The following is a 12,639-nucleotide window of genomic DNA, read 5'->3' as shown; positions in this document are numbered from 1 at the left end:
TGGTACAGGTGGGCATGTTTTTCCTGCGCTTGCTGTTGCCAAACAACTGCAACAAGAAGGCTGCCAAGTGTCTTGGTTAGCGACGCCTACAGGAATGGAAAATCGGTTACTCAAAGATCAAAATATTCCGATTTATCAGATTGATATTCAAGGTGTACGTGGCAATGGTTTATTACGTAAACTGAGTGCACCCTTTAAAATTTTAAAAGCCACATTAAGCGCGATGCGCTATATGAAACAACTTAAGATTGATGCTGTTGCTGGCTTTGGTGGTTATGTTGCAGGGCCGGGTGGTTTAGCTGCACGTTTATTGGGTATCCCTGTGTTGATCCATGAACAAAATGCTGTTGCAGGATTTACCAATACCCAACTGGCGCGTGTCGCAACAACAGTTTGTCAGGCTTTTCCAAATACTTTCGCAAATAGTGATAAAGTCGTGACCACAGGCAATCCTGTGCGTGCGGAAATCACTGCGATTTTAAATCCATCTTGGCGTTATCAAACGCGTGAACAAGCGCAGTTGCCGTTGAATATTTTGATTGTAGGCGGTTCATTAGGCGCTCAAGCGCTCAATGAGCGTTTGCCAGAAGCCTTGAAAAAGGTCAATTTGCCACTGAATGTTTTTCATCAATGTGGTCAAAATCAGCAAGAGATTACGCGTGAACGTTATCAGGGTGCATCTGCAAATTTAAATATTCAGGTTGAGCCATTTATTCACGATATGGCAAAGGCCTATAGTGAAGCAGATTTAATTATTTGTCGTGCTGGTGCTTTGACGGTGACAGAGGTTGCAACAGCAGGTTTAGCCGCAGTGTTTGTACCTTTGCCGATTGCCGTAGACGATCATCAAACTGCAAATGCAAAATTCCTTGCCAATGTCGGCGCTGCAAAGATTTGCCAACAAGCAGAAATGACACCCGCTGTTTTAGATGAGTTGTTAGCCAAATTATTAAATCGCCAACTGCTCTCTGAAATGGCAATCAAAGCACGCCAACAAGCACAACCGAATGCAACTCAGCATGTGGTTGATCTGATTAAAAAATTGTAATTCGAGTTTATCTATGTCTCCAACGAATCCAAACCAAGCCAAAAAGCTGATCAAAGTGCCTGAAATGCGCCGTATTAAACATATCCACTTTGTTGGTATTGGTGGTGCGGGGATGTGTGGTATTGCCGAAGTATTAAGTAACCAAGGTTATAAAGTTTCAGGTTCTGATATTAAAGCGTCAAAAACCACAGCTCAGCTTGAAGCAAATGGTATTAAAGTATTTATTGGACACTCTGCTGACAATATTAAAAATGCCAATGTACTGGTTGTTTCAACGGCAATTGACCCTGAAAACCCAGAGATTAAAGCGGCCATTGAGCAACGTACTCCAATTGTGCGTCGTGCAGAAATGTTGGGTGAGTTAATGCGCTACCGTCATGGTATTGCAGTTGCGGGAACGCATGGTAAAACTACGACCACAAGTTTACTAACAACCATGTTGGCAGAAGAAAACCTTGATCCAACTTATGTAATCGGTGGTTTGCTCAATAGTACAGGTGTCAACGCTGCATTGGGTGAGAGTCGTTTTATCGTGGCTGAAGCGGATGAATCAGATGCTTCTTTCTTGTATTTGCAACCGATGGCTGCGATTGTGACCAATATCGATGCAGATCACATGGATACCTATGAAGGTAGCTTTGATAAATTAAAAGATACTTTTATTCAATTCTTACATAACTTGCCATTCTATGGTTTGGCCGTAGTGTGTGGTGATGATGCCAATATCCGTGAAATCTTGCCGCGTGTAGGTCGTCCAGTATTGACCTATGGATTTGATGAAGGCAATGACATTCGTGCGGTCGATGTTGAACAAGAAGGCATGCGTTCGCACTTTACGGTATTGCGTAAAGATCGTGAGCCATTACGTGTCACGATTAATCAACCGGGTTTACACAATGTCCTAAATGCACTTGCTGCGATTGGTGTTGCGACAGATGAAGGTGTTTCTGATGGTGCGATTTGCCGTGCTTTAGCAGGCTTTAGCGGTGTTGGTCGTCGTTTCCAAGTTCAGGGTGAATTTGAAGTCGGCGAAGGCTTAGTGAAATTAGTCGATGACTATGGTCACCATCCAAAAGAAGTTGAAGCAACAATTAAGGCAGCGCGAGCAAGCCATCCAGATCGTCGTTTGGTCATGATGTTCCAGCCACACCGTTTTAGCCGTACTCGTGACTGTTTCGATGACTTTGTCGATGTGTTATCGCAAGTCGATCAGCTATTATTGCTTGAGGTATATCCTGCGGGCGAAAAACCGATTGTGGGTGCGGATAGTCGAGCATTGGCACGCAGTATTCGTTTGCGTGGTCAGGTTGAACCGATTCTTGTTGACCCTGTTGAAGGTAACTTGCCAAGTGTTTTACAAAAAGTGTTACAAGCGAATGACCTGTTATTAACACAAGGCGCAGGTAACGTTGGTGCAATTTCGGTAGAATTGGCTCAGCATCGCTTGTATGCCAAATCCCCCTAACCCCCTTTGTTAAAGGGGGAACCCCTCCCTTTTTAAAGGGAGGCGGGGGAGGGATTTACTAGAATATATGAAGTTTTTTAAGGATATAAACGTGTCAAATGCTGCAAAATTCGGCAAAGTTGCCGTGTTATTGGGTGGGAAGTCGGCTGAACGTGCTGTTTCGTTGGACAGCGGTCAAGCCGTATTAGAAGCATTATTGCGCTCGGGTGTGCAAGCAGAAGCATTTGACCCTCAAGATCGTAGCGTGACAGAGCTGGTTGCTTATGACCGTGCTTTTATCGTATTACATGGTCGTGGTGGTGAAGATGGCCAAATCCAAGGTGTCTTGGAATGGTTGAACCTACCTTATACAGGAACAGGTGTGCAAGGCTCTGCGATTGGTATGGACAAAGTCAAAACCAAGCAAATCTGGCAGGGTAGTGATTTACCAACAGCGCCGTATCGTATTATTACCAAAGAAACTGATTTAGATTCAGTGATTGCCGATCTTGGTCTACCTGTGATTATCAAACCTGTTCACGAAGGCTCAAGTGTGGGCATGAGCAAGGTTGAGAAAGCAGAAGATTTTGCTGCTGCGATTGCAAAAGCGACCGCACATGATGCTGTGGTTATGGCAGAAAAATGGATTACAGGGCGTGAATTTACGATTTCATTTTTAAATGGTCAGCCCTTGCCAGTCATTCGTTTACAACCACCAGCAGATGTTGCTTTCTATGATTATGAAGCAAAATATCAACGCAATGATGTCGAATATGGTATTCCTTGCGGATTGAGTGACGCTGAAGAGAAAAACTTGCAAGCATTGTGTCTACGTGCATTTCAAGCAGTGGGTGCAGAAGGCTGGGGACGTATCGACGCGATGCAGGATGAACAAGGGAATTTCTGGTTATTAGAAGTAAATACTGTACCAGGTATGACCAGTCATTCTTTGGTACCGAAGGCAGCACAAGCAGTTGGTTATAGTTTTGATGAGCTTTGTGTTGCGATCTTAGAGCAAACATTAACTGAGTCGGTCTAACTATTTATGGCTCAACTTCCTGCATCAATGCGTCGTAAAACACGACCAGCGATTAGCTCGATTCACGAGAAACCGCCTTCGCCAAAACAAAAAATGGTGAATGCGGGTGGCTGGGCATTGTTGATTATTGCATTTGCTGTTCTTGCCATTGGTCTTTATGGTTTATATAAAGTCATGACTGATGCAAAAGTGGCGGAATTGCAGGTGGTTGGTACCCATTCAGATGTCGAAAATCAACAGATGATTCAACATTTGGATCCAGTGATTAAAGATAACTATTTCACGTCCGATTTAGAACAAATTCGAGATCAAGCATTAAAGGTCTCATGGGTTGATCGAGTGGTTGTATCACGGGCTTGGCCAAATGCAATTCGAGTGCGCGTTATGCCGCGTCATGCAATTGCACGTTGGGGAACAGGGCGCTTGCTCAGTGATAATGGAGATGTATTTAGCGAGGCTGTGTTAACCGCACATCCAAACTTGCCGCTTTTACATGGTCCAGTCAGCCAATCCAAAATGATGATGCGTCGCTATAATGAAATTAATCAGCTTTTTCATCCTGCAAATTTGCGTTTAAAAGAGTTGTATTTAACTGAGCGTATGACGTGGTTTATGCAGTTTGATTCTGGCTTGCGCATTATCGTTGATCAGGATCAGACCATGAATAAATTACAACGCTTAAGCCATTTGGCACAAACAGATCTAAAACCTGTATGGTCAAAAATTTCGTCGATTGATTTGCGATATCGGAATGGCTTAGCGATTCAATGGAAAAATGCAGCACCGCCCAAGATTGTGAATGGTCAGTTTGTTGTAACGATTGATGACACAAGCCTTGCAGGTACAATTCAGGCAAAGCCATAATACGTGGCTTGAAAATAATAGGCAGTGGTCCTAAACAACATTAAAGAAATGGTATTTAAGTAATGAGTGAAGCTGTTCCCTCAGTTGTTGCGATTGATATTGGGACTCATAAAGTCTCAGTTTTGATTGGTAAGATCCATGCACCGGATAAGATCCAAGTCATTGGCATGGCAACTGCTCGCAACCGAGGTATGGTTAAAGGCAAGATTGTCAGTTTAGACAAGGTGATTGCTGCGATCAAAAATGCAGTATCCGAAGCAGAGGATATGGCTGAATGCCGTATTCATAGTGCGTGGGTGTCGATTCCAAGTACAGAATTACAAAGTTTTTATGCTTCAGGGCGTACGCCTGTTGCTAACCATGATCATATTATTACAACAAATGAAGTGGTTAGAGCATTAGAATTGGCGAAAGCAAGTCATGTTTCGCCTGATTATTATTTGGCAAGTGCAGTTCCTTTAGGCTTTGAACTTGGTGACTCTGCTGAATGGGTACAAAACCCAGTCAATATGTCTGCACATAGTATGACGGGTCATTATCAGTTAATGATGATGCCAATTAGCACTATGCAAAACCTTGATCGCGCCATGAAAGGTGCCAATATCGGGGTAGAAAAAATGGTGGTGTCTTGCTTGGCGACTGCTGAAGCAAGTCTACTCAAAGATGAAAAAGAATATGGCGTTTGCCTTGTTGATATTGGTGCAGGTATTACCAATCTCGCTGTGTATTTAGATGGTCGATTAGCTTTGGCGCGTACCCTCGCGCGCGGCGGTGAAAATGTAACGCGTGATATTGCTGCGGTATTGCAGACCACAACTGAAGAAGCTGAGCGCATCAAGATTTTACATGGTTGTGTTGACCTGAGTGTTGTGAAACCAGATCACATGATTCAAGTTCAAGGAATTGATGGTACACAAACCATCAGTCGTATTGAGCTTGCAGAAATTATTATTGCGCGTTATGAAGAGATCTTTGCATCAATTCGTGAAGAACTAGAGCATAGCGGTGCAATTCACGGTTTATATCATGGGGTGGTTTTAACTGGGGATGCATGTCAGATCGAAGGTATGGTCAATTTGGCACGTCGTATGCTTGGGGTATCTGCACATTTAGGAAATCCACCATTACAGGTTTATGCTGATGATCAACACTTACCAGCATTACGTCGTTCGATGTATGCAACGACGGCTGGATTGTTGATGTTTAGCCAAAGTGATCTACAAGATGCAGTAGAAGAGCCAGAGGAGGCAAGTGATCGTAGTTTTATTGATCGCGTCTCAAATGGCTGGAATGCATTAAACAGTAAGCTTAAGGCGATATTCTAAGTTGTAGGCATTTTGGGGAAAAATTGTTAGGAAGTTGTAATACTAAGTCACTGGACTTGACAAGCTGACGAATATTGAACAGCATCCTAAACAGCAGGTGTTTTAAAAATCAAGGCAGTAACGGGCTGAAGTAACTGCCATTTATATATTAGGAAATCTAAAGGTCATGGCCTCATTTGAATTTATAGAAGATGAACTAGACGATGGCAACGGTCAAGCCCGTTTCACAGTATTTGGTGTTGGTGGTGGTGGTGGTAATGCTGTCCAGCACATGGTGCAATCTGATATCCAAGGTGTGAAATTTGTTTGTGCGAACACCGACAAACAAGCTTTAGATAGCATGAATGCGCCATTTAAAATTCAATTAGGCGAACAAAGTACGCGTGGCTTAGGTGCTGGTGCAAACCCAGAAGTGGGACAAATTGCAGCGGAAGAAAGTCGTGAAGTCATCCGTCAGCATCTTGAAGGTACTGACATGGTATTTGTCACTGCTGGTATGGGTGGCGGAACAGGAACAGGTGCTGCACCCGTAGTTGCTGAAGTTGCCAAAGAAATGGGTATTCTGACAGTAGGTGTGGTAACTACACCATTCAATTTTGAAGGTCGCCGTCGTCAAAAGTCTGCAGAAAAAGGTATTGATGCTTTAGAAGCACATGTTGACTCGCTTATCATCATTCCGAACCAGCGCTTACTCAGTGTTTATGGCGATATTTCAATGAAAGATGCCTATAAAAAGGCAGATGATGTATTGCTCAATGCGGTACGCAGTATCTTTGACTTGGTTGTAAACCGCGGTCATATTAACCTTGACTTCGCAGATTTGAAAACTGCAATGAGTACTCGTGGTTACGCAATGATGGGTGCTGGTTTAGGTCGTGGTGAAGATCGTGCTCGTCAAGCAGCTGAACAAGCGATTCGTAGTCCGTTGCTTGATAACGTCAACATTATCAATGCCAAAGGCGTGTTGATTAATATCACGGGTGGTGATGATATTACCCTACGTGAAACTGAGATCATTACGGATGTCGTTAACCAAATCGTTGATTTGGATGAAGGTGAAATCTTCTACGGTACCGTATTTGATCCTGATGCACGTGATGAACTTCGCGTAACTGTTATAGCGACAGGTTTAACGCGTAATGCAACTGAAGTTGAACATAAGAAACGTACTGTTCCTTCACATCACGCATCAGCTCAAGTTGCACAGCAATCTGTTGATGAAGACGATGTACCAGCGATCAGTAAACGTACAAATACTGAAGCACCAGTTAGCTCTGCACCAAGTTCTACGCCACGTTCGTCTCCGATGAGCATTCAGGACTATCTAAAAAATCAACAGCGTAAATAATAAAATCAATTATTTATGAAAAGGGGGTAAGTAATTGCCCCCTTTTTTATTTTTTTAAAATGGCAAAATATGCTAAGTTATATCGGTTTTTGCAAATGAAGTTAGCATGGCATGGTGAAACAACGAACTCTAAAACGTGTGGTGAAAGCGAGCGGTATTGGTCTGCACAGTGGTCAAAAAGTGCTGATTAATTTTGTTCCGCATCATATTGATGGAGGGATTGTATTTCGCCGTATTGATCTCAACCCACCCGTTGATATCCCTGCCAACGCTTTATTGATTCAAGAAGCCTTTATGTGTTCCAATTTGGTTCGAGAAGACATTAAAGTCGGCACAATTGAGCATGTCATGAGTGCGATTGCTGGCTTAGGCATTGATAATCTCATTGTCGAAGTCTCTGCTTCTGAAGTACCGATCATGGATGGTAGCGCAGGACCATTTATTTACTTACTCATGCAAGGTGAGTTAGCGGAACAAAATGCCCCAAAGAAGTTTATTCGTATTCTTAAGCCTGTCGAAGCTTTGATTGAAGATAAACGTGCGATTTTTACCCCTCATTCAGGTTTTCAACTGAACTTTACTATTGATTTCGATCATCCTGCCTTTGCTAAAGAATACCAGTCTGTCACCATTGATTTCTCCACTGAAACATTTGTCTATGAAGTCAGTGAGGCGCGTACCTTTGGTTTTATGAAAGATTTGGATTATTTGAAAGCCAATAATCTTGCATTGGGTGCAAGTTTAGAGAATGCAATTGGTGTAGATGATACGGGTGTCGTCAATGAAGAGGGTTTACGCTTTGCTGATGAGTTTGTGCGCCATAAAATTTTAGATGCTGTGGGTGACTTATATTTGCTTGGGCATCAAGTTATTGCCAAGTTTGATGGCTATAAATCTGGACATGCGCTAAATAACCAGCTTTTGCGCAATGTTCAAAACGATCCAAGCAGCTATGAAATTGTAACATTTGTTAACGAGAATGAATGTCCAATTCCATACGTGAGTGTGACATAAGTCATTGTCTTTCAGTGGGTATGTTATATTATAACAATATAATCTGAGATTTTTGTCACAAAATTTGTGTACGTTTTCTTACTGTAAAGCTAGGTTATTATTTTTTATTGCTTGCCAAACGTAGTAAAGCTTGGCTAAGCTTAGGGTCGCTCACATATTCAGCGGCACTGCGTAATAGCTCTTGTGTCTCTGATGAAAGTGCTTTAGATGGGGGAGAGGGTTCACGAGAGACTGTGGTTTTGTTTCTCAACCGGACTTGTATTTTTCGTAATTCCTTGAAACCTTCAAGCTGAGCTAACTGCGCAACATAGTGACTTTGTAAATAACTCAGTTGACTGATCATTGCTTGATTTTCACCTGTTATGGTCAAAATACCATGTTGATAACAAACAACCTGCCATTGCTCTGGTTGGGGCAGTAATGGTTGAATAATTTTCGTAAGTTGTTTCCATTGTGTGACTTGCGTAGTGAGAAACGTTAAGTTTCCAGTTTTTATGTGTTGTCCTTTCTGTTGAAAAACGTTGGTAGGTTCAGACATGTTAACTTCCTCAGAGGTTATGTGTTCATCTTAAGCGTTCAGTTCAACTGTTATCAAGGAAGAGATGATAAAGGAACTTTAGTAAGGACGGTTTCAAGAGGTTTTTTATGCATCATACGCGTCGTATTTTACTCGCATTTTCATTGGCTGCGTCAGCTGCTTCGGTTGCTTTTGCAGATTATCAAAATATCAGCCAAACAACGGACACTGACCGTTTAGAACAGTTATCTAAAACCTTAGCTCAAGGTTCTTATAATCACCCAGATGATATTGATCTGCCAGCAGTTTCAAATGTTTCAGTTCAATTGCGTGAAAAAACTATTGAATTGAATAATGCGACGATTGAAAAGAAATACGGCCGTTCTGCAATTTCAAGCAAAGACAATGCACCGTCATTCTCTGCGAATACAGGTTATTCTTGGTTGGTGAGCCATCCTTTACAAGAAGGTCGTGTAAGCTCTTCTTGGGGTAATCGTACGCTACTTGGTTCAACGCGTCATCATTCTGGTCTTGATCTTGCTGCACCATCAGGCACGCCGATTTATGCGACTGGTCCAGGTGTTGTTACCAAATCAGGTTGGGGTACAGGCTACGGTCAATATGTTGAGATTGATCACGGCAATGGTTACATCACTCGTTATGCACACGCATCTCGTTTAATCGTGAATGCTGGTGATCGCGTAAGCGCTGGTGAGCATATTGCGAATGTTGGATGCACAGGTCGCTGTACAGGTCCGCATTTACACTTTGAAGTTGTAAAAGATGGTCAACGCAAAAATCCTTCACCGTACTTAGCGATGTTGCCATAATATAATTTGTTAACAGTTGTATAGAAATATTAAAAAATCGCCTTTATTGGCGATTTTTTGTATTTTTTGTTTCATTTGGGTCAATGACTATTTAGTGAGAAAATATTAAGGGATTTTGTATTCATTTGGGGCAATACCTTTATGAAGTGAAAACATGATAAATATATAACGTCAAAATAACTTAAGGGAAAAGGTGAATTGTATGGCGTTTTATGGCGACTCAGACGCGCAGGAAACCCAGGAATGGCAAGAAGCATTTGATTCAGTATTACAACATATGGGCACGGAACGCGCTGCATTCTTACTCGAAAAACTGTATCAAAGAGCAATTGCGAAACATGTTCCAATCCAACGCTTAAATACACCTTATCTCAATACCATTTCAGTTGAAGAACAGCCTGCAATGCCAGGTGATCAGGATATGGAGCGTCGTATCCGTGCTTTGATTCGTTGGAATGCACTGGCAATGGTATTGCGTGCGAATAAAACTGGTGATGACTTAGGCGGACACCTTGCAAGCTTCGCATCTTCTGCAACTTTATATGATGTTGGTTTTAACCACTTCTTCCGCGCTGCTTCGGATAACTTCGGCGGCGATATGATTTATTACCAAGGTCATTGCGCCCCTGGTATTTATGCACGTTCTTTCTTAGAAGGTCGTTTAACTGAGGATCAGCTCAATAATTTCCGCCGTGAAGTCGGTGGCAATGGTCTCCCAAGCTATCCACATCCTTATTTAATGCCTGATTACTGGCAGTTCCCAACGGTATCGATGGGTTTAGGCCCTATTATGTCGATTTACCAAGCACACATTCAAAAGTACTTGATGAATCGTGGTTTGATTAAAGAGGAAGATCGTAAAGTCTGGGCATATCTGGGCGATGGTGAGATGGATGAGCCAGAAAGTACGGGTGCGATTTCACTGGCAGGTCGTGAAAAATTAGATAACTTGGTTTGGGTGGTGAACTGTAACTTACAGCGTTTGGATGGTCCAGTACGTGGTAACGGTAAGATCATCCAAGAGCTTGAATCATTGTTCCGTGGCGCAGGTTGGCGTGTGATTAAAGTCGTGTGGGGCCGTCATTGGGATCCATTGCTTGCACAAGACGCTTCAGGCGCTTTAAAAGCGGTCATGGAAGAAACGGTTGATGGTGAGTACCAACGCTATCAAGTGAAAGGTGGTGCATATACCCGTGAGAAATTCTTTGGTAAGTACCCAGAAGCTGCGGAACTTGTAAAAGATTTAAGCGACGAAGACATCGATAATCTTAATCGTGGTGGCCATGATCCGTACAAAGTTTTTGCTGCTTATGCAGAAGCGATGAAAGCCAAAGGCCAACCGACCGTTATTCTTGCGAAAACGGTTAAAGGTTACGGTTTGTCTGAAGAAATTGAAGCGGTGAACAAAACGCACCAAATCAAAAAAATGCAGATCGACTCTTTGAAATATGTTCGTGACCGTTTTAATCTGCCATTTACAGATGACAAGTTAGAAGAGCTTCCGTTCTATCGCCCAAGTGAAAACTCTCCAGAAATGAAGTATATGAAGGCGCGCCGTGAAGCATTAGGTGGCTACCTACCTGCACGTCGTAAAGAGAGTGAAACTTTACCGATTCCTGAGTTATCTGTATTTGATGCTGTATTAAATGGTTCAGGTGGTAAAGAGCAATCGACTACGATGCTGATGGTGCGTTTAATTGCTGCTTTACTGAAAGAAAAAGCCATTAAAGATCGCGTTGTACCCATCGTTCCAGATGAAGCACGTACTTTTGGTTTAGAAGGGATGTTCCGTCAGCTGGGTATTTATGCCGCTCACGGTCAAAAATATACCCCGGAAGACCAAGAGCAGTTAATGCATTACCGTGAAGCAAGTGACGGTCACATGTTGCAAGAAGGGATTAACGAAGCAGGTGCGATGAGCGCTTGGGCTGCGTTGGCAACCAGTTATTCAACCAATAACTTGCCGATGATACCAATGTACATGTACTACTCAATGTTTGGTTTCCAACGTATTGGTGACATTGCATGGGCCGCTGGTGATGCACAGGCACAAGGTTTCTTGTTAGGTGCTACTGCTGGTCGTACCACATTGAACGGTGAAGGTTTGCAGCACCAAGATGGTCATTCACATATCTTAGCGAACACCATTCCAAACTGTGTATCTTATGATCCATGTTTTGGTTATGAATTGGCTGTGATCGTACATGATGGTTTACAACGTATGTATGTGAACCAAGAGCGAGTGTTCTATTACTTAACTGTAATGAACGAAAACTACGAGCATCCTGCAATGCCAGAAGGCGCTGAGGAAGGCATTAAACGTGGTATGTACTTGTTCGAAAAAGATGAAAAAGCAACGGTTCAATTACTTGGTTCAGGTGTCATTCTGCGTGAAGTGATCAAAGCAGCGAAAATCTTACGTGATGAATACCAGATCCATTCAAACGTTTGGAGCGTAACAAGCTTCAATGAGTTGTCACGTGATGGTATGGCATGTGAAGAATACAACCGTTTACACCCACTGACTGAAGAAGTGAAAGAGTCTTGGGTATCTAAACAGTTACGTGGTACAGAGGGTATCGTTGTTTCAGCAACAGACCATATGCGTGCATATAGCGAACAAATCCGTGCATATCTTCCAGATGGTCGTCCATTTGTTGCATTAGGTACAGATGGTTACGGGCGTTCAGATACTCGCGCAAACTTGCGTAGTTTCTTTGGTGTTGATGCTGCACATATCGTTGTTGCGACTTTGAAAAAATTAGCTGACGAAGGTGAAGTAGACGCACGTTTAGTCAAAGATGCAATTTCTAACTTTGAGTTAGATACGGATCGACCAGTGGCTTGGGCGCCACAAGCGCATCCAGAAGTTCAGGCCGTTGCTGAATACCATGAAACACAAACAGGTGAGGGGAAATAATCATGCAAATCCAAGCACCTGATATTGGCGTAGATAAAGCGCTCGTTGCAGAAATCTTGGTCAAAGTAGGCGACCATGTTGCAGTTGACGATAGCCTTCTGGTCTTAGAATCAGATAAGGCAACGGTAGAAGTACCAAGCACTGCGGCAGGTATCGTAAAAAGTATTCTGGTTCAACAGGGTGATGAAGTTACTGAAGGCGTCGCATTGATCGAACTAGAGTCTGAGTCTGCTGCTGAATCACCTGCGAACGAAGCACCGAAAGCGGAAGCGCCAAAAGCAGAAGCAAAA

11 protein-coding genes are annotated in these 12,639 nt (G+C 42.8%); 10 read left to right on the top strand and 1 reads right to left on the bottom strand.

Annotated features, from left to right (window positions below; genetic code table 11):
* The 7 genes from murG to lpxC form a co-directional block, all read left to right on the top strand.
* Positions 1-1,048 (top strand): undecaprenyldiphospho-muramoylpentapeptide beta-N-acetylglucosaminyltransferase (murG, locus tag B4237_RS07645; protein WP_286942527.1); only part of this gene is annotated, 1,048 nt, incomplete at its 5' end.
* 13 nt (positions 1,049-1,061) lie between these two features.
* Complete coding sequence (gene murC, locus B4237_RS07640; protein WP_019385624.1) at positions 1,062-2,513, top strand: UDP-N-acetylmuramate--L-alanine ligase; 1,452 nt, start codon at positions 1,062-1,064, stop codon at positions 2,511-2,513.
* Positions 2,514-2,604: 91 nt separating this feature from the next.
* Positions 2,605-3,531, top strand: a complete 927-nt coding sequence (locus B4237_RS07635; RefSeq protein WP_007481378.1) for a D-alanine--D-alanine ligase — start codon at positions 2,605-2,607, stop codon at positions 3,529-3,531.
* A 6-nt stretch (positions 3,532-3,537) separates the two neighbouring features.
* On the top strand, positions 3,538-4,395 hold the full coding sequence (locus tag B4237_RS07630) for a cell division protein FtsQ/DivIB (RefSeq protein ID WP_278595765.1): 858 nt from the start codon (positions 3,538-3,540) through the stop codon (positions 4,393-4,395).
* Between the two features lie 62 nt (positions 4,396-4,457).
* A complete protein-coding gene (gene ftsA, locus B4237_RS07625) occupies positions 4,458-5,720 on the top strand; it encodes a cell division protein FtsA (RefSeq protein ID WP_007481376.1) in 1,263 nt (420 codons plus the stop codon).
* A 166-nt stretch (positions 5,721-5,886) separates the two neighbouring features.
* Entirely contained in the window at positions 5,887-7,068 is a 1,182-nt protein-coding gene (gene ftsZ / locus B4237_RS07620; RefSeq protein ID WP_007481374.1) for a cell division protein FtsZ, read from the top strand.
* A gap of 111 nt (positions 7,069-7,179) precedes the next feature.
* A complete protein-coding gene (gene lpxC / locus B4237_RS07615) occupies positions 7,180-8,082 on the top strand; it encodes a UDP-3-O-acyl-N-acetylglucosamine deacetylase (RefSeq protein ID WP_004878058.1) in 903 nt (300 codons plus the stop codon).
* A 97-nt stretch (positions 8,083-8,179) separates the two neighbouring features.
* On the opposite strand, the gene B4237_RS07610 is transcribed toward lpxC, so the two are convergent.
* Positions 8,180-8,620: a DciA family protein gene (locus tag B4237_RS07610; RefSeq protein WP_004878056.1), complete on the bottom strand. Its 441-nt coding sequence runs from the start codon at positions 8,618-8,620 to the stop codon at positions 8,180-8,182.
* 107 nt (positions 8,621-8,727) lie between these two features.
* Here B4237_RS07610 and B4237_RS07605 point away from each other — a divergent pair, with 107 nt between their 5' ends.
* From B4237_RS07605 to B4237_RS07595, 3 genes are all read left to right on the top strand, one after another.
* Positions 8,728-9,429, top strand: coding sequence for a M23 family metallopeptidase (locus tag B4237_RS07605; protein WP_007481372.1), 702 nt, complete (start codon positions 8,728-8,730; stop codon positions 9,427-9,429).
* Positions 9,430-9,631: 202 nt separating this feature from the next.
* On the top strand, positions 9,632-12,349 hold the full coding sequence (gene aceE, locus B4237_RS07600; RefSeq protein ID WP_007481369.1) for a pyruvate dehydrogenase (acetyl-transferring), homodimeric type: 2,718 nt from the start codon (positions 9,632-9,634) through the stop codon (positions 12,347-12,349).
* A gap of 2 nt (positions 12,350-12,351) precedes the next feature.
* Positions 12,352-12,639: biotin/lipoyl-containing protein (locus tag B4237_RS07595; protein WP_286942521.1), on the top strand; the 288-nt coding region annotated here is incomplete at its 3' end.

Origin of the sequence: Acinetobacter sp. UBA6526 (assembly GCF_002434875.1) — a bacterium.
Lineage (GTDB): Bacteria > Pseudomonadota > Gammaproteobacteria > Pseudomonadales > Moraxellaceae > Acinetobacter > Acinetobacter venetianus.
Note: the sequence above shows the minus strand (reverse complement) of the source record. Positions and strands in the feature narration are given on the sequence as shown.